At 69.7% G+C, this 23984-nt stretch carries 17 protein-coding genes; 7 read left to right on the top strand and 10 right to left on the bottom strand.

The annotated features are described in order from the left end of the window. Positions 1-137: 137 nt before the first annotated feature. Entirely contained in the window at positions 138-2960 is a 2823-nt protein-coding gene (gene secA, locus AC068D_RS19480) for a preprotein translocase subunit SecA (RefSeq protein WP_478824251.1), read from the bottom strand. 254 nt (positions 2961-3214) lie between these two features. On the opposite strand from secA, the gene AC068D_RS19475 reads away from it, so the two are divergent. After that, the gene (locus AC068D_RS19475; RefSeq protein WP_478824250.1) at positions 3215-3808 is read left to right on the top strand and encodes a GNAT family N-acetyltransferase; all 594 of its coding nucleotides are present in this window, start codon (positions 3215-3217) and stop codon (positions 3806-3808) included. Between the two features lie 204 nt (positions 3809-4012). Next, entirely contained in the window at positions 4013-5173 is a 1161-nt protein-coding gene (locus tag AC068D_RS19470; RefSeq protein WP_478824249.1) for a winged helix-turn-helix domain-containing protein, read from the top strand. 114 nt (positions 5174-5287) lie between these two features. Here the strand turns inward: AC068D_RS19470 and AC068D_RS19465 are convergent, their stop codons facing one another. The 9 genes from AC068D_RS19465 to mtnA form a co-directional block, all read right to left on the bottom strand. Then, entirely contained in the window at positions 5288-6037 is a 750-nt protein-coding gene (locus tag AC068D_RS19465) for a response regulator (RefSeq protein ID WP_478824248.1), read from the bottom strand. A 183-nt stretch (positions 6038-6220) separates the two neighbouring features. Further along, a complete protein-coding gene (hpf, locus tag AC068D_RS19460; RefSeq protein WP_478824502.1) occupies positions 6221-6910 on the bottom strand; it encodes a ribosome hibernation-promoting factor, HPF/YfiA family in 690 nt (229 codons plus the stop codon). Positions 6911-7260: 350 nt separating this feature from the next. Next, on the bottom strand, positions 7261-8031 hold the full coding sequence (locus tag AC068D_RS19455; protein ID WP_478824247.1) for a ComF family protein: 771 nt from the start codon (positions 8029-8031) through the stop codon (positions 7261-7263). 304 nt (positions 8032-8335) lie between these two features. Further along, positions 8336-10180 carry an LpqB family beta-propeller domain-containing protein gene (locus AC068D_RS19450; protein WP_478824246.1) on the bottom strand — a complete coding sequence of 615 codons (1845 nt, stop codon included), beginning with the start codon at positions 10178-10180 and terminating at the stop codon, positions 8336-8338. Beyond that, positions 10170-12164, bottom strand: a complete 1995-nt coding sequence (mtrB, locus tag AC068D_RS19445) for an MtrAB system histidine kinase MtrB (protein WP_478824245.1) — start codon at positions 12162-12164, stop codon at positions 10170-10172. The genes AC068D_RS19450 and mtrB overlap by 11 nt, the downstream gene beginning before the upstream one ends. Position 12165: 1 nt before the next feature. Continuing rightward, positions 12166-12855, bottom strand: coding sequence for a two-component system response regulator MtrA (mtrA, locus tag AC068D_RS19440; protein ID WP_187283109.1), 690 nt, complete (start codon positions 12853-12855; stop codon positions 12166-12168). A gap of 354 nt (positions 12856-13209) precedes the next feature. Further along, a complete protein-coding gene (locus AC068D_RS19435) occupies positions 13210-15306 on the bottom strand; it encodes a bifunctional polysaccharide deacetylase/glycosyltransferase family 2 protein (RefSeq protein ID WP_478824244.1) in 2097 nt (698 codons plus the stop codon). Further along, complete coding sequence (locus tag AC068D_RS19430) at positions 15303-15767, bottom strand: hypothetical protein (protein WP_478824243.1); 465 nt, start codon at positions 15765-15767, stop codon at positions 15303-15305. The genes AC068D_RS19435 and AC068D_RS19430 overlap by 4 nt, the downstream gene beginning before the upstream one ends. Positions 15768-16811: 1044 nt before the next feature. Beyond that, positions 16812-17960 carry an S-methyl-5-thioribose-1-phosphate isomerase gene (gene mtnA / locus AC068D_RS19425; RefSeq protein ID WP_478824242.1) on the bottom strand — a complete coding sequence of 383 codons (1149 nt, stop codon included), beginning with the start codon at positions 17958-17960 and terminating at the stop codon, positions 16812-16814. 194 nt (positions 17961-18154) lie between these two features. Here mtnA and AC068D_RS19420 point away from each other — a divergent pair, with 194 nt between their 5' ends. The 5 genes from AC068D_RS19420 to AC068D_RS19400 are packed head-to-tail and all read left to right on the top strand — an operon-like array spanning position 18155 to position 23585. Then, on the top strand, positions 18155-19375 hold the full coding sequence (locus AC068D_RS19420) for a DUF7847 domain-containing protein (RefSeq protein ID WP_478824241.1): 1221 nt from the start codon (positions 18155-18157) through the stop codon (positions 19373-19375). Between the two features lie 4 nt (positions 19376-19379). After that, on the top strand, positions 19380-20087 hold the full coding sequence (locus AC068D_RS19415) for a DUF4129 domain-containing protein (RefSeq protein ID WP_478824240.1): 708 nt from the start codon (positions 19380-19382) through the stop codon (positions 20085-20087). Further along, a complete protein-coding gene (locus AC068D_RS19410; RefSeq protein ID WP_478824239.1) occupies positions 20084-21283 on the top strand; it encodes a DUF4350 domain-containing protein in 1200 nt (399 codons plus the stop codon). The genes AC068D_RS19415 and AC068D_RS19410 overlap by 4 nt, the downstream gene beginning before the upstream one ends. Beyond that, positions 21280-22263 carry an AAA family ATPase gene (locus tag AC068D_RS19405; RefSeq protein ID WP_478824238.1) on the top strand — a complete coding sequence of 328 codons (984 nt, stop codon included), beginning with the start codon at positions 21280-21282 and terminating at the stop codon, positions 22261-22263. Before AC068D_RS19410 ends, AC068D_RS19405 begins: the two co-directional genes overlap by 4 nt. 11 nt (positions 22264-22274) lie before the next feature. Continuing rightward, entirely contained in the window at positions 22275-23585 is a 1311-nt protein-coding gene (locus AC068D_RS19400) for a DUF58 domain-containing protein (RefSeq protein ID WP_478824237.1), read from the top strand. Positions 23586-23984 lie beyond the last annotated feature (399 nt).

Genomic DNA, 23984 nt, shown 5'->3' with positions numbered 1-23984 from the left:
GAGGAAACAGCGGAAAAGGGCATAAAGCAACACCCGAAAAAAAAAACAGAAGAAGCACCCCCCCCCCCCCCCCACCCCCCCACCCCCCCCCCCCCCCCCCCACGGCCGTGCGATCCGCCGGGTGGCGGGGGCTGCCGCTACTTCTTGCGACGGCGCCCGCCCGTGCTCTTCTGCGCCTTGCGGCGCTCCGCCCGCGTCATCCCGTCCGACTCGGACCGCGCCGCCCCTTCACCGTTCGTGAAGTCGCCCTCGACGATGCCGCCCTCACCGTCGACCGTCGGTGCGGAGAAGTGCAGCCGGTCCGGGCGCTGCGGTGCGTCCAGGCCCTTGGCGCGGATCTCCGTACGGCCGGCACCCGCGGGCACCGCGTCCTCCTTGGCCAGGGAGGTCTTCTCGGCCGCGTCCTGCACCGGGATCTCCTCGACCTGCTGCTCGACCTGGACCTCCAGGTTGAACAGATAGCCGACGGACTCCTCCTTGATGCCCTCCATCATCGCGGTGAACATGTCGAAGCCCTCGCGCTGGTACTCGACCAGCGGGTCCTTCTGGGCCATCGCCCGCAGGCCGATGCCCTCCTGGAGGTAGTCCATCTCGTACAGGTGCTCGCGCCACTTGCGGTCCAGCACGGAGAGCACGACACGCCGCTCCAGCTCGCGCATGATGTCCGAGCCGAGCTGCTTCTCGCGCTCGTCGTACTGCTCGTGAATGTCGTCCTTGATGGATTCGCCGATGAACTCGGCAGTGATCCCGGCCCGGTCTCCCGCGGCCTCCTCCAGCTCCTCGATCGTCGCCTTCACCGGGTAGAGCTGCTTGAAGGCACCCCACAGCCGGTCCAGGTCCCACTCCTCCGCGAAGCCCTCGACGGTCTCCGCCTGGATGTACGCGTCGATCGTGTCGTCCATGAAGTGGCGGATCTGCTCGTGCAGGTCCTCGCCCTCCAGGACGCGGCGGCGCTCGGCGTAGATGACCTTGCGCTGGCGGTTCAGCACATCGTCGTACTTCAGGACGTTCTTGCGCGTCTCGAAGTTCTGCTGCTCGACCTGGGACTGGGCCGACGCGATCGCGCGCGTCACCATCTTGTTCTCGATCGGCACATCGTCCGGGACGTTGGCCATGGCCATGACCCGCTCGACCATCTGGGCCTTGAACAGGCGCATCAGGTCATCGCCGAGCGAGAGGTAGAAGCGCGATTCGCCCGGGTCGCCCTGGCGGCCGGAACGACCGCGCAGCTGGTTGTCGATCCGCCGCGACTCGTGCCGCTCCGTACCCAGGACATAGAGCCCGCCGAGCGACTTGACCTCTTCGAACTCCGACTTGACGGCCTGCTCGGCCTTCTCCAGTGCGGCGGGGAGGGCCGCGGCCCACTCCTCGACGTGCTCGACCGGGTCCAGACCGCGCTGGCGCAGCTCGGCCTCGGCGAGGTCGTCCGGGTTGCCGCCGAGCTTGATGTCCGTGCCACGGCCCGCCATGTTCGTGGCGACCGTGACCGCGCCCTTGCGGCCGGCCTGGGCGACGATGATCGCCTCACGGTCGTGCTGCTTGGCGTTGAGGACCTCGTGCTGGACGCCGCGCTTGCTGAGCTGCTGGGAGAGGTACTCGGACTTCTCGACCGACGTCGTACCGACGAGGATCGGCTGGCCCTTCTCGTGCTTCTCCGCGATGTCGTCCACGACTGCCGCGAACTTGGCGACCTCGGTGCGGTAGATCAGGTCCGACTGGTCCTTGCGGACCATCGGCCGGTTCGTCGGGATCGGAACGACGCCCAGCTTGTAGATCTGGTGGAACTCGGCGGCCTCGGTCATGGCCGTGCCGGTCATGCCGGAGAGCTTGTTGTAGAGGAGGAAGAAGTTCTGGAGGGTGATCGTGGCGAGCGTCTGGTTCTCGTCCTTGATGTCCACCCCTTCCTTCGCCTCGATCGCCTGGTGCATGCCCTCGTTGTAGCGGCGGCCGGCGAGGATACGGCCGGTGTGCTCGTCGACGATCATGACTTCGCCGTCGATGACGACGTAGTCCTTGTCCTTCTTGAAGAGCTCCTTGGACTTGATGGCGTTGTTCAGATAGCCCACGAGCGGGGTGTTCACCGACTCGTAGAGGTTGTCGATGCCCAGCCAGTCCTCGACCTTGGAGACGCCGCTCTCATGAATGGCGACGGTCCGCTTCTTCTCGTCGACCTCGTAGTCGCCGGTCTCCTCGATGCCCTTCAGCGGGTTCCCGGGCTCACCCTTGGTGAGGCGGGTCACCAGCTTGGCGAAGTCGCCGTACCACTTGGTCGCCTGGTCGGCCGGACCCGAGATGATCAGCGGCGTACGGGCCTCGTCGACGAGGATGGAGTCGACCTCGTCGACGATCGCGAAGTTGTGGCCGCGCTGGACGAGCTCGTCCTTGGACCACGCCATGTTGTCGCGCAGATAGTCGAAGCCGAACTCGTTGTTCGTGCCGTACGTGATGTCGCACGCGTACTGCTCGCGGCGCTGGGCGGGCGACATGTTGGCCAGGATGCAGCCGACCCTCAGACCGAGGAATTTGTGCACTCGGCCCATCATCTCGGAGTCGCGCTCGGCCAGGTAGTCGTTGACCGTGATCAGGTGGACGCCCTTGCCCGACAGGGCGTTGAGGTACGCCGGGAGCGTGCCGACGAGGGTCTTGCCCTCACCGGTCTTCATTTCGGCGACATAACCGAGGTGGAGCGCGGCGCCGCCCATCATCTGGACGTCGTAGTGGCGCTGGCCGAGGACACGCTTGGCGGCCTCGCGGACCGTCGCGAAGGCCTCGGGCAGCAGGTCATCCAGAGTCTCGCCGTTGGCGTAGCGCTCCTTGTACTCATCGGTGAGCGCCCGCAACTCGGCGTCGGAGAGGCTGACGAAGTCCTCTTCGATGGAGTTGACCTGGTCCGCGATGCGTTGCAGTTTGCGCAGGATCTTGCCTTCGCCTGCACGCATGAGCTTGTTGAAGACGGACACTGAGGCGGGTCTCCTTGCCGGTCGGGCCTGGCACTGGGTCGTGTGACGGACACTGGCGCGGGCACGGCAGGTGGACCCCACCGCATCGGCCATCGTAAGCGAGGACACCGCCGTGCCGGGAGGTCCTCCCCCTCAGGGGTGCCCCGGGCCGTGGCCGACTGCCGCGTACCAGGAGAACGCTCGGGGGACGCGGAAGGTGCCGCTGCCCCCGAAAAGTGTTCGCACCACCGACGGAGAGTCACCAGAATCCCCGCATGGAGCCCATCACTCTCACCACCGAGCGGCTGGAACTGCGGGCCTTCCGGCCGGACGACGCCGCAGAGGTCCACGCGGCGTGTCAGGACCCCGACATCCAGCGCTGGATTCCCGCCGTACCCGTGCCGTACGAACGTCAGCACGCGGACGAGTTCGTCGGCCTGATCGTGCCGGACGGATGGGGCAACGACACGGCGTACACCTTCTGCGTACGCCCACTGGGCGGTGGACCGCTCCTCGCCTCGACAAGCCTCCACCATCCGCGCGACGGCGCATGGGAGATCGGCTTCTGGACGGCCAAGGAGCACCGGGGCCTCGGCTATGCGGCGGAGATGGTGCTCGGGCTGGCGCGCTGGGCCTTCGACGAACTGGCGTGCACACGCCTGGAATGGCGCGCCGAGCTGGGAAACAGGGCGTCCCGCGCCGTCGCCGAGAGGACAGGGTTCACTCTCGAGGGCGTCCAGCGCGCCGGCATCCTGAGCAGGGGGACGCTCCGGGACTGCTGGGTCGCCTCGCTGCTCCCGTCGGACCTGGGCCTGGTCCCGGCGCTCCCCTATCTGCCCGCGACGGCGTGGGACGACAGCCGGGCGTGAGGGGAGGGCGTCCCTGGGGCGACCGGGGGCAACGGGCACAGGCCGAGGGCCGCTATGGAGGTTGCCGCCGGTGCGACCAGCAGGGCTGCGCTGTCCGGGCCGATTCCATGGGCGGCCGGCCGGCCCGGGTCGTATGCGGTGACGTCGGCGTCCAGGGCCCCGCTGAGCGCCTCACTGTCAGTGCCGGCCTCTAGGGTGCCGGACATGACCACTGCGCCACCCGCCACCGAACTGTCAGCCGACGAGGCCCGTCGCATAGCCCTGCGCGCCCAGGGCTTCCTCGGCGCTCCCGACCGCCGGGGCGGCGTGCGCGGTGTGCTCCGCCACCTCGGCGCGGTCCAGCTGGACACGATCTCGGTGCTGGCCCGCTCGCACGAGCTGGTCCCTTACGCCCGCCTGGGCGCCGTCGGCCGCCGTACGGTCGAGGACGCCTACTGGACCGAGGGACATGCCTTCGAGTACTGGTCGCACGCGGCCTGCATCCTGCCCGCGGAGGAGTGGCCGCACTTCGCCTTCCGCCGCCGCGCCTACCGCTCCCGTCCGCACTGGTACCACGACCTGCCGGACGGCTCGTACGACGCGGTGATCAAGCAACTGCGCGCCGAGGGGCCGCTCACCGCCACCGAGCTGGGCGGCGCCAAGAACGGCGGGGAGTGGTGGGACTGGTCGGCGTCGAAGGTCGCGGTCGAGCGAGCCCTGATGTACGGCGAGGTGGTGTGCACCGAGCGACGCGGCTGGAAGCGGGTGTACGACCTTGCGGAGCGTGCGATCCCGGACGAGTTCCTCCATGACGAGCTCGACGACCGCGAGTGCCTGGAGCGGTTGGTGCGGCTGGCCGGCCAGGCCCTGGGGGTGGGCACGCGCGCGGACATCGCGGACTACCACCGGCTCAAGGGCGAGCAGTTCGACGCCGTCGTCGCCGCATCCGGTCTGGTGCCGGTCCGTGTCGAAGGCTGGGACAAGCCCGCGTGGGCGGACCCGGAGGCGCTGGCGAGCGAGCCGCGCGGCCGTCACCGTACGACGTTGCTGTCACCGTTCGACTCGCTGATCTGGGAGCGTGCCCGCACGGAGCGGATCTTCGGATTCACCCACCGGCTGGAGGCGTACGTCCCCAAGGCGAAGCGGGTGCACGGCTACTTCGCCATGCCGCTGCTCTCGGGCGGCAGGCTGCTGGGCCGTGTCGATCCTGCGCGCGAGGGCGCGACGCTGGTCGCCCGGCAGGTCTCTCTGGACACCCCGAAGGCGGTCCGCCCCATGGCGCAGGCCCTGCGGGAGGCTGCCGAGTGGGTGGGCTGCGACTCGGTCCGCGTCGAACGTGTCGACCGACCCGAGCTCGCCGCGCCTCTGGTGGCGGCCATCGGCTGATCCCCCCGATCGAACGCCACCCGGTCCCACCCGCCCCGGCTCAGCTCCACGGCAGAGCTGCGGGGACCAGCGCCCCGGTCCCGGCGGCTCCGCCGGGACGGCTCGCTCGGCCGGCTACCGGATCTCGAGAATCTTCTCGCGCATCGCGTACACCACCGCTTCCATCCGAGAGTGGAGCTGGAGCTTCTCCAGGATGTTGCGTACGTGGTTCTTCACCGTGTTCTCCGAGATGAACAACTCCTTGGCGATGTCCCGGTTGTTCATCCCCGTGGCGACCAGCTTGAGGACCTCCAGCTCCCGGTCGGTCAGCCGGGGCGCCGGCACCAGCCGACGCTCGTCGGTGCGCTGGATCATCGACTTGAACTCGGTGAGCAGTTTCGAGGCCATGGAAGGACTGATCTGCGACTGGCCGTCGGCAACGGCACGGATCGCGGTGGCCACCTCGTCCGTGGAGATCTCCTTGAGGAGATATCCGGTCGCACCGGCTTTGATCGCGTCGTAGAGGTCGGCCTCCTCGTCGCTGATCGTCAGCATGATGATCTTTGCACTCGGAGCCACCTCCTTGATCGAGGTGCACGCCTCGATCCCGCCGCGCTTCGGCATCCGTACGTCCATCAGCACGATGTCGGGCAGCAGGTCCGCGGCCTTGTCGACAGCCTCCGCGCCGTCACCGGCCTCCCCGACGACCTGGATGTCCTCCTCCTGCGCGAGGACGATTTCCAGCCCACGGCGGAAGAGGGCGTGGTCGTCCACCACGAGCACCCGGATCGGCTCCTTGCGTGAGACTTCCGTCTCCGCGCCTTCCATGCCGTCCGCGCCCTCGGTTTCGTCCCTGCCCTGCACCGGCCCGAAGCTGTCCGCCATCGTTCCTCCCCCTGAGGCCATGGCCCTGGTCATCTGCGGTCTGCCAACCGCAGTCGACAGTGCATCGGTTGGCTCGGACCGCCATGATTTCATGCCCGCACGACAGCGTGTTGTTTCCTTGGTGGCACAGAGGTGCCCCTGGGGGCGCAGAGGGCGCTCCAGGGGCACCACGGGAGGACGGGGTCAGCCGCCGAGCGCACCACCGGCGCCGCCCGACTCGCGCGCGGCGAGCGGGTCGGTCTGCAGGTGGATGACGCCGTAGTCATAGGCGTGCCGCCGGTAGACGACACTGGGCTCCTTGGTCTCGGAGTCGACGAACAGATAGAAGTCGTGCCCGACCAACTCCATTTCGTAGAGCGCTTGGTCGAGCGTCATCGGGGCGGCGACGTGGTTCTTCTCGCGGACCACCAGCGGGCCTTCGCCCTGTACTTCGAGCGAACCGATCCTGGTGGTGGGAATGGCGTCCGAAGGTTCCTCGGAGACGGGCTCCCCGCTCCCGTTCAACTGGGCCACGCCGGGCACGACATCGGCGACCTCCGCCGCCGACAGCCGGCCGTTGCCCCGGCGGGTGTGGCGCTTGTCGTGCTGCTTGCGCAGCCGCCCCTCCAGCTTCGCTGTGGCAAGGTCGAGCGCCGCGTACGGGTCGGCGGCCGCAGCTTCCGCCCGGATGACCGGGCCACGCGAGTGAAGTGTGATCTCCACGCGGTCGGAACGGTCTGCCTGCCGCGGGTTGTGCTCCTTGGACACCTCGACGTCGAGGCTGATCACCTTGCCGTCGAGCTTCTGGATCTTCTCCAGCTTCAGCTTCTCGGCCACGTGCTTGCGGAACCGCTCGGGCACCTCGGTCTTGCGGCCCTTGACGACGATGTCCACGCAGAACTCCGTTCCCGGATTGCTTCGCATCCCTCGCGAAGCGTCTCCCTTTTGCACCAGGCCCCGGTGAGCACCGGAGCCTCGGACTTGGCGACTTTCACCTCCTCCTCCCCCATCGGCAAGATCCCCACCCCACCAACTTCGAGGTTTTGGGCTCCTTCATGAACACCTGGCCTTAACCGGGCCATGTGTTCGATGAAGGCCAGAGTTCACCATTCCTCACAACCCGAACATAGCTCGCCCCGGCCCTTGTCGGCACCCGCTACCAGCGCGTACGTCCATTCAGGGGAACTCGGCCTCTCACTACCTGCAACGTTGCAGCTCCTGTGTCGGTTCCGGTCGCTTCCGGGTCAGTTCGAGCCAGTTCCGGGTCGGCGGTCCGTACGCAAGGACAAGGCGTCCGTACGGAAGGACAAGGGCGGTGCGGCGACCACTGCGGCGCTCGGCGGGAGGGCCCCCGAACGCCTGGCGGTGAGCGCGGCACACAGTGCCCGTGATGCCTCCGCCAGCGTGGCGCCCGTCGTCATCAGATCGTCCACGAGCACCGTTCTGCGGCCCTCCAGCAGCTGCTCGGTACCGGACGTCACCGCGAGGGCTCCGGCCATGTTCACCAGCCTCCCGCGGGCCGTGAGACGGGACTGGTCCGCCACCGGACGGCACTGCCGCAGCAGGGGAAGCGCCGTGGCGTGTACTCCGGACCGCCGCAGCACACCTGCCGCTGCCACGGCGACACGCCGTGCCGCATCGTGGCCCCGTGCCCGCACCGCACGCCGAGCCGACGGCACCGGTACGAGCAGCAGCGGCCCCGGGTCCCGGGCCCCGGCTGCGTCGGGCACCGCCGACAGCACGGCAGCGGCCAGGGTCGCGCCGAGCGGACCGGCCAGACCCAGGGCACCCCGCTCCTTGTGCGCCAGCAGTACGGCCCGCACCGCGTCCTCGTAGCGGGCAGCTGCGAACACCACGGGCAGCCCAGCCGGCTCGGGGCACGGCCGCACCCGCTGGGGTCCGGTACCTGCCAGCTGCCCTGCACACTCGTCGCACAGGGGCGTACGAGGGCATCCGCAGCCGGCACAGGCGACCGGCAGCACCAGCCCGGCGATCTCGTGCCACCAGCCCCGCATGACCTCACTGTGCCGGTGTCGGCAGAGGCCCGCCACCCCTGTGGAGAACCGGCACGGCGCGCGGAACCCGGCGAAACCCGGACCGGGACCGGACCGCAGGTCAGGCCGCGGCCCGACCGGGGGTCGGGTCGGGGTCAGGGCAGGTCGGGGGCGAGGTCGACGCCGGAGAAGAACCGAGCGGGCACGGACGCACGGCCCGGGCGACCGTCCCGGACACGGACGCCCGGCCGTACTCCGGCCGGACCCCTCCGGATTCAGCGTTCAGCATCAGCCGGCCGTCCCCCGATGCACGCGCTGTCCGGCGCTATCCCGGATAGACGGGAGAGGAACCCTTGTCGATCATCGTCTGCCAGTTCGCGGCCGGCGCGAGCCGCACCAGTCCGTCGTCGGAGACGGCCACGAGCGGCTGGTTCTCGTCCTCCGTGGCGGCGACCGCGGAAACCTTGTTCAGGCCCGGCACACCCCCTACGGGCGAGAGGGAGCCGTCGGTGGCGATGTAGCGCACCTGCTGGACACCGCCGGCCTCCTTGCCGACCACCACGAGCCGGCTCGGCCCGGCCCAGGACACCGCGGTGACCGACTCCAGCCGCGGCGCCGCGGACTGCAGATCCACGACGGAGACCGTGACGGCGCCCTCGGCATCCACGTGCCGCTCGATCCGGCCGATCCTCAACGAGCTCCTGCCGTCCTTGGAGAGCAGCAGTGCCATCCGCACGCCGTCGGCGGACACCCTCAGGGACTCGATCCTGGCACCGTCGAGCCCGTCGACCGCAACCTGCTCGGGCTCGCCCTTGCCGCCCGCGAGGCGCAGCAGCCTCGGCCCGGCCGGGTCGCGGTCGGCGACCCACAGGTCGTTCCGGTCCCAGCTGGGCGCGGACAGCCGGTCCTGCGGCCTTCTGGCCGCGCTGACCACCAGCGGGGCGGCGAGCTCCTCGTCGGACATGATCGACGAGGTGTAGAGACGCTGACCGTCGTGCGAGACGGCCGCCGCGCGCTGCTGGCTGCGTGCGACCGCAACCGTGCTCAGACGCAGCTCGCCGGTGCCGAACGGCCCTCGGACCGTGGTCTTGTCCACGGTCTTGGCGTCTGCTCCCACCACGGCCATCCGGCCGTCGTCGTCGACGAAGTACACGTTGTCGCGGCTCACCGACGTCCCGGCGGCCGGATTGGATGCTTCCGCCTGGTCGGCGCTGAGCACGCACAGCAGGGAGCCGCCCGCTCCCTGGATCCGCACCTGATCGACGCGGGGCGACGTGAGCTCACGCAGGCTGAGCAGCATGAGCGTCGCCATCCGGTGGCACGCCGTCCGCCCCGCGTCGGAGGCCTTGTCGTTGAGCGGCACGGTCAGGACGTTCTGATCGTCCGGCGTCAGGGACGTGACGCCCTTCTTCAGCGCCGTACCCGCCGGGAAGGGCGAGACCACCGCCGGCTTGAGCCAGTTCGTCGGCCCGTGGAACAACGCCGAGACGGTCTGGGCGACCGGGTCCATCCGGGTCATCGGATCCTGCCGCTGCCGGATGTAGACCGGGTCGGCCACAACCGACTGCTGCCCGGAGGCGAAGTAGTACCGGTTGACGGGCCCGTAGTTGCGCTGGAAGTCGCTCTCCCCGAGCACAAGGCCCTGCGGAGGGGAGTCGATGCGCCACTCCTTGCCCTTGCCGTCCGGTCCGCTCTGCCGGACCAGACGCAGCCCGCCGCTGTACTGACTGGGGGCCGCTGCCTGATAGGCGTGCCGGTCCACCGTCGCGATCAGCTCGCCGGACAGCGGATAGGTGCGGCTGTCCTCGCTCTCCCCGACAGTCGCAGGCCCCGGGTCGGGCGCCTCGGTCAGCACCGTCGTGAGCTGCTCCGGCCGCCACTCCTTCGCGGCGCTCTTCGTCAGGTACTTGCGCGCCGTGGCAAAACTCGGATCGTCACTGGTCATGGCTTCCAGGAAGCCGACGACAACCTCATCGGGCTCGGCGCCCTCGCGAGGCGGCACCGCGAGGACCCGCACCTGCGAGTCCGCACCCTTGGTGGCCTTCACCTGCTCGACGTCGCCCCGGTCCGGCATCGACGCGCAACCGGCCAGCAGGACTGCGGCGCAGGTGGGCAGCGTGAGCGCCCGAAGCGCCCGCCCACGGCCGTGGCCCAGACGCTCAGCGCCCACGAGTTGTGTCCTCCCGCTCCGAGATCCTTCCGGCCGTCTCGCCGTCCCCCAGCCGCTCTCCGGCCTGGCGTGCCACGACGCGGGCACCGCTGCCCGGCAGGGCCGCAGGGTCCACCGCCCCGGTGGGGGGCGTCTTCGGCGGCACCGGTATCGGCGACCGGTTCGCTCCGGGCTGCAGCGGCACCGTGGCCAGCCGCAGAGCGGTCTCGTTCACCTCGTCGGCCGCGGCACGCTCACGGGCGCGCCGGGAATCCTTGGGCTCCAGGGGTATCGGTGATCCGCGCAGCGGTTCGTCCGCGGTGCGCGGCAGGGTCAGGCGGAACTGCGAGCCACCGCCGGGCTCACCCCACGCCTGCAGCCAGCCGCCGTGCAGCCGTGCGTCCTCGACGGCGATGGACAGTCCGAGACCCGTGCCTCCGGTGGTGCGCGCACGCGCCGGGTCGGCCCGCCAGAAGCGGTTGAACACCCGGGTCGCCTCGCCGGGCTTCAGCCCGACGCCGTAGTCGCGCACGGCCACCGCGACGGCTCCGCCGGCCGAGGCCAGTCGTACGACCACATCGCGTCCCTCGCCGTGCTCGACCGCGTTCACCACGAGATTGCGCAGGACCCGCTCGATACGGCGGGCGTCCGCCTCGGCGACCACGGGCTGCTCGTCGCCGACCACGCGGATCCGGGTGCCCTTGCGTTCGGCCAGCGGCTCAGCCCCGCCGATCACTCGGTGCACGACCTCGCGCAGATCTATCGCCTCGGCCTCCAACGCAGCCGCGCCCGCGTCGAAGCGGCTGATCTCCAGCAGATCGGAGAGCAGCGACTCGAACCGGTCCAGCTGGTCCCCGAGCAGCTCTGCCGAGCGCGCTGTCACCGGGTCGAAATCGCTCCGCGCCTCGTGGATGACGTCCGCCGCCATCCGCACGGTGGTCAGCGGGGTGCGCAGCTCGTGCGAGACGTCCGAGACGAACCGCCGCTGCATCCTGGAGAGCTCCTCCAGCTGCTGGATCTTGTGCTGGAGGTTCTGCGCCATCTTGTTGAACGCCTCGCCGAGCCTGGCGATGTCGTCCTCGCCGGTGACCTTCATCCGTTCCTGGAGCCGCCCTGCCGAGAGCCGCTCGGCAATCCCCGCGGCCATCCGCACCGGCGTGACGACCTGGCGCACCACCAGCCATGCGATCGCACCGAGCAGAACGACCACGAACAGTCCTGCTGTCGCGAGAGTTCCCTTGACCAGGCTCAGCGACTCCTCCTCCTGCGTCAGGGGGAAGAGGTAGTACAGCTCGTAGGCGTTGCCCTCGACGTCGTTGAGGCGCTTGCCGACCACCAGCCCGGCCTCGGCCTCCTTCGGAGTCGAGTACTTGATCTTGACGTACGTCTGGAACGTACCCGTCCCCTGCGCGACGGATCCGCGCAAGGACTCGGGAATGCTCGTCACATCGACATCGCCCGACGCCCGGGGACCACGGCTCGTGCCCGCGTCCTCGGAGTCCGGGCTGAGCGCCACCACGTGGTAGGCGCCCTGGCCACCGCTGGCCAGCTGCTTCACCAGTTCGGACCGCCAGTTGACGGCGCCCCGGCCGGGCCTGCCGTCGGTGGCGTCACCATCCGGCCCGCCGAGGGCCGGCGTTGCGCTCGCCGTGTCCTGTGCCGCAACGAAACCGCCTGCGGCTTGGCTCTGCGCCGCCTGCTCCTTCGCATCCAGCAGTCCGTTGCGGACCTGGCCGATGACGACGAGCCCGAGCAGCAGCACCACGCCGAGCGACATCAGCAGCGTGCTCACGACCACCCGCAACTGAATGTTGCGGCGCCACAGCCGTACGGCGGGCAGCAGGGGTCGGCGGACCCAGCGCATGGCCATCCGGAGAACCGGTCCGCCCGGCGCTCCGTCCTGGAGCACCCTGCCTACGCGTGAAGGCCCACGCCCTGGTCCGGCAGCCCGCCCCGTACGGACTCCCGGCCCCCCGGGTTTCGGAGCAGCACTGCCCACGGTCATGTCAGCTCGGCCCTGCCTTGTATCCGACGCCACGGACGGTCACCACGATCTCGGGCCGCTCCGGGTCCTTCTCGACCTTGGAGCGCAGCCGCTGCACGTGGACGTTCACCAGCCGGGTGTCGGCGGCATGGCGGTAGCCCCACACCTGCTCGAGCAGCACCTCGCGGGTGAACACCTGCCACGGCTTACGGGCGAGCGCCACGAGCAGATCGAATTCGAGCGGGGTCAGCGCGATCGACTGCCCGTCCCGCTTCACGGAGTGACCGGCCACATCGATGACCAGGTCCCCGATAGCGAGCTGCTCGGGAGCCGGCTCCTCCGACCTCCGGAGCCGCGCCCGGATACGGGCCACCAGCTCCTTGGGCTTGAACGGCTTGACGATGTAGTCGTCGGCACCGGACTCCAGCCCGACCACCACGTCTACGGTGTCGCTCTTGGCCGTGAGCATGACGATCGGCACACCCGACTCGGCCCTGATCAGCCGGCACACCTCGATGCCGTCCCGACCGGGCAGCATGAGATCCAGCAGCACCAGGTCCGGCTTGGCCTCCCGGAATGCCGCAAGAGCCTTGTCGCCGTCTGCAACGAACGACGGTTCGAAACCTTCACCACGCAGCACAATCCCGAGCATCTCGGCCAGTGCGGTGTCGTCGTCGACGACGAGGACGCGTCCCTTCATAAACGACATCATCCCATTCTCGTAACGGTCGCTGAGGTGCAGGTGAGGGAGGTCACTGCGCCGTGACGATAGTCGTATCCGATCGTCACTGTCTGCCCTCGTCCGCTGGCGTAGGTGTCAGTAACGCATGTCAGCCCATTGTGCAGGTCGACCTGCGGAGGGGCACGGGGCGACGACTCGATACGTCTGAGCGGCCGCCTCGATCGGCAGATTCTCCAGTGCTCGGGCCGGAACGATCTCCAGAAGACTACGACCTATGACGCAGCACCCGCCCGCCCGGTCAGAGAAGCCCGAGGTGAGCAGCGGCTCACTCCTGGAGATGCTCTGGCACGAGTGATCATGGCCCCTTGCGCTGCCCGCGGATCGTCAGCTGTGCACCGCGCGGCGATCCTCGAGGGTGTCCGTCGCCGAACCCGTGCGCTGCATCCGCTGCCACCGCAGACGGTTGCCCAGCAGGGCCGTGACCACGGAGTGGACGACCACGAGGTACATGAGCTGGCGGTAGACGAAGATCTGGAGCGGCAGGGTCCACAGGGGCTCGAACTTCTCCCGGTCCAGCCGCAGCGCGTACACCGCGCTGAAGACCTGCACCGCTGTGAAGGCGATCCAGACTGCCGCCGCCTGCTCCGCGCCGTGGAACAGCAGTCCGTACAGTGCGAAGACATCCACAAGCGGGGCGATCAGCGGCAGGACCGTCTGGAACAGCAGGAGGTAGGTCAGGCCCCGGCGGCCCAGCTTTCCCGCCGCGCCCCGCTGCAGCACCGCACCGCGGTGTTTCCACATGGCCTGGAGCGTGCCGTAGCACCAGCGGTAGCGCTGCTTCCACAGCTGGCGCACCGTGGAGGGAGCCTCGGTCCAGGCGATGGCCGATTCCTCGTAGACGACGCGCCAGCCGGCCCGGCACAGGGCCATGGTGAGGTCGGTGTCCTCGGCGAGGGTGTCCTCGCTGAGTCCGCCGACGCCCACGACGGCGTCGCGGCGGAACGCTCCGATCGCTCCGGGTACCGTCGGCATGCACTCCATGACGTCGAACATGCGGCGGTCGAGGTTGAAGCCGATGACGTACTCGAGGTGCTGCCAGCGGCCGAGTACTCCCTGGCGGTTGCCGACCTTGGTGTTGCCGCTGACCGCGCCGACACGGGGGTCGGCCAACGGCTGGATCAGATTGAAGATCGCGTCGGGCTCGAAGACCGTGTCGCCGTCGATCATGACGACGATGTCGAAGTGGGCCCAGGCGAGTCCTGTGTTGAGGGCCGCCGCCTTGCCGGAGTTGGCCTGGCGAATGACCATGACCCGGCGGTCGTCGATCGCCTCGGCGATCTCGAAGGTCCGGTCGGTGGAGCCGTCGTCGACGACGATGATCTGGACGGCCTGGTGGGTGGAGGCGAGCAGCGAACGTACGGTCGCCGCGATGCCCGCCTCTTCGTTGTACGCGGGAATGATCACCGACACCGGGTCGGTGAGCGGAGGAACGGGTGGGCCGGTCCGGCGGCGCAGCCGGCGGGAGCGCTTGGCGCGCACGCGCTTGACATGCAGACGGGCGACCGTGAACAGCATCACCGTCCGCGCCGCCGTGATCACGCCGGCCGCGAGCAGGAACCAGGTCATGCCATCGGCGAAGGCCCAGGACGCCTGCTGGGCGCGGATGACCGCGGCCCCCCTCCACTCGGCGGCCGTGGAGACGCCGTAGGTGGTGCCGGGAAGGCCTAGACCGTCCCCGACGCTCGTGTACGTCACCCGCTCGCCACGGTCGGCGGTCAGTAGCCGTTCGGTCTCGGCGACGGCCGGGGGCGAACCGGTGAACTGACGGACAGCACCCTGCCCTGGGCCCCGGCCAGAGGGGTCCGCGGCGACGAGAACGTAGCCGTCGGAGATGACCTGCCGGGCGGCCTCGGCCATGTCGCCGCAGAGAGTCGCGGAATCGGCGGTGTGCGGCAGACGGAGCAGATGGGTGCCAATGCCCGCGGCCCCGGCCAGGACGTTCTGGGTGAGCGCGAGCTCCAGGCGGATGCGGGGTCCGGAGAGATCGGCGAGATTGGCGTCCGTGTAGGTGTGCGAGCCGATCTCATGGCCCTCGTCCTTGATCCGGCGGACCAGGTCGGGGTGGGCGGCAGCCTCCGTGCCGGTGAGGAAGAACGTGGCCTTGGCCTTGTGCTGTTTCAGCACGCTGAGCAGACGCGGGGTCCAGGAGGGGTCGGGGCCGCCGTCGTAGGTGAGGGCGACGGTGCCGGAGGGCATGCGGGCGCCGGCCACTTCGCCGGTTCCGGGCGCCTGACGCAGGACGGGCCCGTCCGCGAACTCCGGCGGCGCGGTGGTCCTGCACTGTGGTGCGGGCAGGGACGCCGGGGCTATCTCGTGCCGCCCGTATCCGCTGAAGAGCAGTGCGGTGGCGGCGACCGCCAGTGTGAGCACCAGCAGTACCCAGTGGGCGCGGGGCTCCCGGCGCAACGCGTGACGGGTCACTTCGGCCCCTTACCGCCCACGGTGGGGCTGTGCCGTGGGGCATTGCCGGAGTTTCCGGGCGGGGTGTCCGTCGTGGGGTCGGCCCCCGGTGGAGCGTGGGTGCCGGCCGGGGCAGACGTAGTGCTTCCGGCGGCGCCCGGGCTCTGGGAAGCGCCGGAATCCCGAGTGGAGGAGGCCGCGGGAGAGGCCGCGTCCGAGACCGGTTCGGCGTCAGCCTTACCGTCGGCGGGCCTCCCGGACCCGGCGGTGGACGGCGGCGGGTCGTCGGCGGCCGGGGACTGCTTGTGCCGGCTCTCGCTCCAGGGCAGCGGCCCGTCGGCAGGTCCCGCACCGAAGAGTCCGACCAGAACGATGGCGACGAAACAGACACACGCGGCACCGACGACAACGAACACATACCTCATCAGGCGGCGCCGGCGCCCCGAGGCGTCGACGAAAACCGCGTTCTTCTGTCGTGTCACAGCCGCGGATTGTATGGAATGGAGGGCTCCATTTCGAAGCCATGTGCCAAAAGGGACATCGAGACACTCATTTCTGCTATTGGCGACGGGCGGGAATCTCCATGCGTCACCAGGCTCTTGGAACACCCGGCGACCCCAGGCCTCCGGCGCAGCCGGCAGCCATGGACGGACGCGAGCACCCTGCCCGCTCCAGGACCACCCGGGTGGTGGGGATATCGCCGCCTTGGCCGCCCTCGCACTCAGCGCGCCCTGGGCGGCCCCCTGGAAGAACGGGAAGGACAGGCAACGGGCCTGAGGTCGGCGGAGGGGCTTCGGCCGGTGTCCTGCCCGGTTCGGGGTCATGATCAGGGGGTCGTACGATTGCCCGCTGCTCGGGCAGGCTTCACCCCTGCCGCACTGTGGAGTGGCCCTGGTCCTGCTCGACGCGGGACCCGAATCGGGGAGCGCGGGCAAGCCGTGGAGCTGTCCGCCGCCACCCCCGGCCTGGTTCTTTCGCCCCCTTGTGGGCGCGGGCGGGCGATGACGCGCGGCCGCACCGGCGTAGACACGATGCGAGCCGGGCGGCGGCGTCCGGCCGGCGCCGCCGCGCTGTGCGCGGCACCTCTGACCGTGCGTCAGACTGCCATGCAGTTCAGGAGGCCGGGAAAGCAGACGCTCGATGCGTCACATGTGGTGCTCTCCCGAGCTTCCACCGCGGTGTCCCGGTGCTGGTGGCCTTGCGCTGTTGCTGCCTTCCGGGGCCACTCTGGTGCATGAGGGGCAGGGATGGGGTTGGGCTGAGCGCGCGTGGCTGGACTGCGGTGCGGAGACCGGATGGGCAATGCCCTCGCCCGCTGGCCGGGAAGCGGTCGGGCAGCAAGCGCAGCGAGCCTTGATCGACTGTTGCGACAGCCCGCTCGGCTGCGGCAGCTGGAGGCCGCTCGATCGGACTCCGAGATCGCTTGATGCGGCCGTTGATGCAGCCGTTGGATGTCACGACCCCTCTGCCTGCGAATCACCGCAGGTGGAGGGGCCGTTTTCGTCGATTAGGTCGACATCATCCCATTAGCCAATCGCTGCCCGGCGGGACCTGGCACACAGATCCACTAGCGCAGCCTGCGTGACCGGCGAAATCACACCCTCTTCGGTGACTACGGCAGTGACGAGTTCGGGCGGTGTGACATCGAACGCCGGGTTGTAGGCCGAGGCCCCCGGCGGCGCCGTCTGCAGCCCGCCTGCCGTGCCGACCGCGGTCGGCACGCTCTGCGGCACGTTCATCTCCGTCACCTCGCGCCCCGACCTCTGCTCGACCTCTATCGACGCCCCGTCCGGGGTCCTCAGATCCACCGTCGTCGTGGGCGCCACGACGACGAAAGGCACATGGTGGTACTTGGCGAGCACCGCCAGCGGATAGCTCCCCACCTTGTTCGCCACCGAGCCGTCGGCGGCGATGCGGTCGGCTCCGATCAGTACCGCATCCACCTGCCCGGCAGCGAACAGCGACCCCGCCGCATTGTCCGTGAGCAAGGTGTACGGCATTCCGCTGTCTGCCGCCTCGTAAGCGGTGAGCCGGGCACCCTGCAGCAGCGGTCGCGTCTCGTCCACCCACAGCCTGCGCAACCGGCCCTCCCGGTGCGCGGCGAGCGCCACGGCGAACGCCGTGCCCTCGCCGCCCGAGACCAGCCGTCCGGTGTTGCAGTGCGTCAGTATCCGGTGGCCGCCTCCCGGCAGCAGCTCGTCGAGCAGCGCGAGCCCATGCCCCGCCATGCGGGCACTGGCCTCGGCGTCCTGCCGATGCAGATCCTTCGCCGCGGCGAGCGCGGCTCCTGCCGCCGCCTCCTCACCGGCGCCAGCGGCAACCGCCTCCCTGTACGCGGCGGCCGCCAGCCGCACTCCGTACCCGAGGTTCACCGCGGTGGGCCGCGCCCCCTCCAGCAGCGCCGCGGCCTCCACGACGTCGTACCCCCGCGCGGCAGCCAGCGCCACCCCGTAGGCGCCCGCGATACCGAGCAGTGGCGCCCCGCGCACGGCGAGCGTCCGGATCGCCTGCACCAGTGCAGGAACGTCCGTGCAGACCAGCTCGACCTCCTCGGCGGGCAGCCTTGTCTGGTCAAGAAGGACCAGTACGGGCCCTTCGGGCGGTTCGTCCCACCGTAGCGACGGAGGCGATGCGGGTCCCCCACCGGCCGGAGCCTGAAAGTGCTGATCAGCCATCCGCCCAGTCTGCCTGCTGGAACAGTCACAATGAAGCCAAGAAGGAAGCCGAGAAGGAGATCCGGGGCCCCGCCCACCGGCGGACGGCGCGTGGCACGATGGCTGCCAGCCTTCCGCCGCACCGTGCGGTCGGTCACCGAGACAGCACCGGCTCGCCGAGCCGGCCGCCTGAGCATTCCACGAGGTGGATCACTGTGAACGACACTCCGGGCTGGGCCTCGCCCGGATCCGCGCCCTCCGACGACGGCCAGGGATCCGGAGTGCCGCGGCCCGCCGAGCCCGCCGACACGGCAGGGCCCGACTCGAAGTGGTCCAAGCAGCAGCCACCCGCCGGCCAGTGGACGTCGCCCACCGCCCCCGGCGGCGGTCCCGTACCACCTGTCCAGCCCGGTGGCTGGGGCGGCGGCCCCCAGCACGGTGGCTGGGGCGGCCCTCCGCCGGCAGCCAAGCCCGGAGTCATCCCGCTCCGCCCCCTTGGTGTCGGCGAGATCCTGGACGGCTCGGTGTCGACGCTGCGCGCGCACTGGCGAACGGTCCTCGGCATCACCATCACCGCCTCCGTCATCAGCCAGACAGCCGACATCCTGATCCAGCGCTATCTGCTCCCGCCGCCCCCTGCCGCGAACCCCGACGCCTCCCCCGAAGAAGCCCTCAGCCAACTCGTCGAATCGACGCAGTCGAGCCTGATCGCCGCGATCCCCGCGCTGGGCATCGCACTGATCTCCGCACTCTTCATCACCGCGCTGCTCACCGTCGTGATCAGCCGCTCCGTGCTGGGGCGCCAGGTCAGCCTTTCCGACGCCTGGAGCGAGGCCCGACCCCGGCTCCTCCAGCTCCTTGTGCTGACTGTGCTGGTCGTGCTGATGTGCGCAGGAGTCATCGTCGTGGGCATCCTCCCCGGCGTACTGCTCGACTCCGCTGCTCTCCGGGCCCTGGGCGGCTTGGCGGGCGTCCTCGTGGCCGTATGGCTCTGGGTCCGCTATGCCCTGGCCTCCCCTGCGCTGATGCTGGAGCGAGAGAGCGCCCTGCAGTCGATGCGCCGCTCCGCCAAACTGGTCCGCGGCGCCTGGTGGCGGACGTTCGGCATTCTCGTGCTGGTGCTGATGCTCACCCTCATCGTGTCGATGATCATCTCGGTCCCCTTCAGCGTGCTCGCCTTCATAGCGGACAGCGACGGCTTCGAGGGACTCCTCAAGGGCACCGGCCCCGAGTTCGGCTGGCCCTTCCTCATCATCACGGGCATCGGCGCAGTGATCGCCTCGTCCATCACGTACCCGATCTCGGCCGGCGTCACGGTCCTCCTCTACGTGGACCAGCGCATCCGCCGGGAAGCCCTCGACCTCGAACTCGCCAGGGCCGCAGGCGTCCCCTCCTACGCCCCACCCGCACCCGGCGACGACCCCTCCAGGGGCTGATGCCGTGTCCGTCACGGGGGGAACCTTCACGCCGCGGCCACTGATCCGCTTGATTCGCGCATACCACGGCGAACCCGATGTACCCGTGGAAATCCCGCGCGTCCCCGCCCGCGAAGCGGCCGAGCGGGAACTGTCCAGGCCGATGTACCACGAGAACGACCCGAACCTCCTCCAGCGGGGACTCGACCGTTTCTGGGAGTGGGTCGACGGCATCTTCACCAGCGCATCCGGGGTCACGCCGGGCGGGATGCTCGGCCTCGTCGTCATCGCCCTGATCGTCATCGCACTGATCGCCGCCCTCTGGTGGCGTCTGGGCACCCTGCGCCGCACGCTCACCACCGGCGACGCACTCTTCGACGACAAACCGCGCAGTGCACCGGAACACCGCGCCGCCGCCGATGCGCACGCCGCCGCAGGACGCTTCAACCAGGCGGTCCAGGAACGGATGCGCGCCATCGTCCGCTCTCTTGAGGAGCGGGCCCTGCTCGACCCGCGCCCCGGACGCACCGCCGACGAGGCAGCCGCGGAAGCCGGGCGGTCCCTGCCCGACCACGCCGACGCACTCCGCACAGCCGCACGCGCCTTCGACGACATCACATACGGCGGCCGCTCGGCCGACCAGCAGATGTACACGAAACTGAAGGAGCTGGACGGCCAGTTGGAACGCGCCAAGCCCCAACTCGGCACTGCGGCCCAGGGAGCAGCCGGATGAACGCGGCCACGGCCGGAATCACATCGACGTCCCTGACTCCCCAGCAGATCTGGCGGCGGAGCCGGGGCGTGCTGCTCGCGCTCGTCGTCCTCGTAGCCGCCGGGATCGCCATCGCCGCCGTGCGTTCGGGGGACCAGCACGGACGCCTCGACCCCCGCTCGGCAGACCGTCCCGGCAGCCGCGCCGTGGCCGAACTGCTCAAGGCCCGGGGCGTCGACACCCGTGTGGCCACCACCCTCGACGAGGCCACCACCGCCACCGGCCCCGACACCACCCTTCTGGTGGTCACACCCGACCTCCTGACGGTGCGTCAGCAGGAGCGTCTGCGGGCAGCGATGGTGGCGTCGGGCGGGCGGACGGTCCTCGTCTCCGCCGGCCCACCGTCCGTCGGCGTCCTCGCCCCCGGCGTGCAGGCGGAAGCGCCCGCATCCGTGTCCGCTCGCGCACCCCGGTGCAGCTTCTCCGCCGCCGAGCGAGCGGGAAGGACCGACATCGGCGGCGAGCGCTACCTCACCGAGGACCTCCTCGACGCCGACTCCTGCTACCCCAGCGACGAACTGCCCACCCTGGTCAGGATCAACGATCCGGGCAACGGCGACACCGTCCTGCTCGGCTCTCCCGACATCCTCTACAACGAGCGCCTCGCCGAGCAGGGCAATGCCTCCCTGGCGCTCCAACTCCTGGGATCCCGGCCTCATCTGGTCTGGTACATCCCTTCACTCGGTGATGAATCCGCCGTCCCCGAGAACGACGACGAGGGCGGCGGCAACCTTGCCGACCTGATCCCTTCCGGCTGGCTGTGGGCCACCCTCCAACTCCTCTTCGCCGCAGTCCTCGCCGCCGTCTGGCGCGCACGCAGACTTGGACCGCTGGTGGCCGAACGCCTGCCCGTCGCCGTCCGCGCCTCCGAATCCACCGAGGGCCGCGCACGCCTCTACCGCACGGCCAGGGCCCGCGACCGCGCCGCCTCCGTGCTCCGCTCGGCGACCCGCACCCGGCTCGCCCCCCTCCTCGGCATCGCACCGGTGGACGCCCACTCCCCCGAAGCACTGCTCCCTGCCGTACACGCCCATCTCGACGCCGGTGACCGGGACATCCGGGCCCTGCTCTTCGGCCCAGCACCCACCGACGACTCCGCACTTGTCCGCCTGGCTGACCAACTCGACGCCCTCGAAAGAGAGGTACGCACTTCATGAGCGCCCCGACCCCCGAGACCCCAGAGAACTCGGACCGCGCACGCGCCTCCCTGGAGGCTCTGCGAACCGAGATCGCGAAGGCCGTGGTCGGCCAGGACTCCGCCGTCACCGGACTCGTCGTCGCACTGCTCTGCCGAGGCCACGTGCTCCTCGAAGGAGTACCAGGCGTCGCCAAAACGCTCCTCGTCCGCGCTCTCGCTGCGTCTCTCGAACTCGACACCAAGCGCGTACAGTTCACGCCCGACCTCATGCCCAGCGATGTCACGGGCTCGCTGGTCTACGACGCGAGGACCGCAGAGTTCTCCTTCCAGCCCGGCCCCGTGTTCACCAACCTGCTGCTCGCCGACGAAATCAACCGGACACCTCCGAAGACGCAGTCGTCGCTGCTGGAGGCCATGGAGGAACGGCAGGTCACGGTCGACGGCACACCGCGCCTGCTCCCCGATCCGTTCCTGGTCGCCGCGACCCAGAACCCGGTCGAGTACGAAGGCACGTATCCCCTCCCCGAGGCTCAGCTCGACCGCTTCCTTCTCAAACTGACGGTGCCGCTGCCCTCGCGCCAGGACGAGATCAACGTCCTTTCCAGGCACGCCGAGGGCTTCAACCCCCGGGACCTGAAGGCCGCAGGGATCCGTCCCGTCGCCGGAGCGGCCGACCTGGAAGCCGCACGCGCCGCCGTAGCGAAGACCGTGGTGTCGCCCGAGATCGCGGGCTATGTCGTCGATATCTGCCGTGCCACCCGTGAATCCCCCTCACTCGCTCTCGGCGTCTCTCCCCGAGGCGCCACCGCTCTGCTGTCCACCGCGCGGGCCTGGGCCTGGCTCACCGGCCGGGACTACGTGATCCCCGACGACGTGAAGGCACTCGCGCTTCCCACACTCCGGCACCGCATCCAGCTGCGCCCCGAGGCGGAGATGGAAGGAGTCACCGCAGACTCCGTCATCACCGCGATCCTCGCCCACGTCCCCGTCCCCCGCTGAGGCAGTGCGCCATGGCCCTCACTGGACGAGCAGCTCTCCTGGCCGCCCTCGGCTCGATCCCCATCGGATTCCTTGAACCCAGCTGGGCGGGAATCCTCGCCGTCAACGCACCACTCTCAGTAGCAATTCTGTGCGACTACGCCTTGGCCGCACCAGTGCGCAGGCTCCAGTTCACCCGAAATGGCGACACATCCGTTCGACTCGGTGACAGCGCGGAGGTGGAGCTCACCGTCACCAACCCGTCGAACCGCCGTCTGCGCGCCCAACTCCGCGACGCCTGGCCCCCCAGCAGTTGGCCCTCCGGCACCGAACAGGCCGCGTCGCGCCACAGGCTGACTGTGCCGACCGGTGAGCGTCGCCGTATCTCCACGATCCTGCGCCCCACCCGCCGCGGCGACCGCCACGCGGAACGCGTCACCGTCCGCTCCTACGGACCGCTCGGACTCGCCGCCCGCCAGGGAAACCACAACGTGCCGTGGACCGTCCGCGTCCTGCCGCCCTTCACGAGCCGCAAGCATCTCCCGTCCCGACTCGCCCGACTGCGCGAGCTCGACGGCCGCACCAGTGTGCTGACACGCGGTCAGGGCACCGAGTTCGACAGTCTGCGCGAGTACGTCCCCGGCGATGACACCCGGTCGATCGACTGGCGCGCCACGGCTCGCCAGAACTCTGTCGCGGTACGCACCTGGCGGCCAGAGCGCGACCGGCACATCCTCATCGTCCTCGACACCGGCAGAACCTCGGCCGGACGTGTGGGCGACGTCCCGCGCCTCGACGCGGCCATGGACGCCGCGCTGCTGCTCACCGCGCTCGCGACCCGCGCTGGTGATCGTGTGGATCTCCTGGCCTACGACCGGCGTACGCGTGCCCAGGTCCAGGGCCGCGCGGCCGGTGAGGTACTCCCCGCAATGGTCAACGCCCTCGCGCCGCTCGAACCCGAGCTCGTGGAGACCGACGCCCGCGGACTCAGCGCCGCCGCGCTCAAGCATGCGCCGCGCCGATCTCTCGTGGTCCTGCTGACCAGCCTGGACGCTGCTCCGATCGAGGAGGGCCTGCTGCCGATCCTTCCTCAGCTCACACAGCGCCACACGGTGCTCCTGGGTTCCGTTGCCGACCCTCACGTCGATGAGATGGCCAAGGACCGCGGCACCCTGGATGCCGTGTACGAGGCCGCTGCCGGCACCCAGGCCCAGAACCAGCGTCATCGCACTGCCGAACAGCTTCAACGGCACGGGGTAACCGTCGTCGATGCCACACCCGACAACCTGGCTCCTGCAGTCGCGGATGCCTATCTGGCATTGAAGGCAGCGGGGCGCCTGTAACTCCTGCAGCCTCCGGCACCCCCAGCCCAGGCAGCGACACCCAGGACCGACTCACCGTGCCCGAACCGGCCCCATCCATCACAGCCCCGCATGACGATGCCCGCAGCCTTGCCGGCCACAGTCGACGGCAAGGCTTCAAGATACTCGTCTCTCGCAGCAACTACACGAGGTCCGTTCAGCGAGAGACGATGCAACACACCGATTTCAGGGCTCGATGGATTGGCCTTCGACCCGGTCTCTCTGGAACGCCTTGAAGTCAGGTCGAGGGCATGAGGGCGGCACGGAAAAGCAGGGCTCTTCCTCGGGGGTGGGGTGGTGGTGAACGCAGAAAAGCCCCGGACCATAAGGTCCGGGGCTTTCCCGAAAGAATTGTTCGGCGGTGTCCTACTCTCCCACAGG

It is taken from the genome of Streptomyces sp. NPDC043861, assembly GCF_056435905.1.
This window is presented reverse-complemented; position numbering and strand designations above follow the sequence as displayed.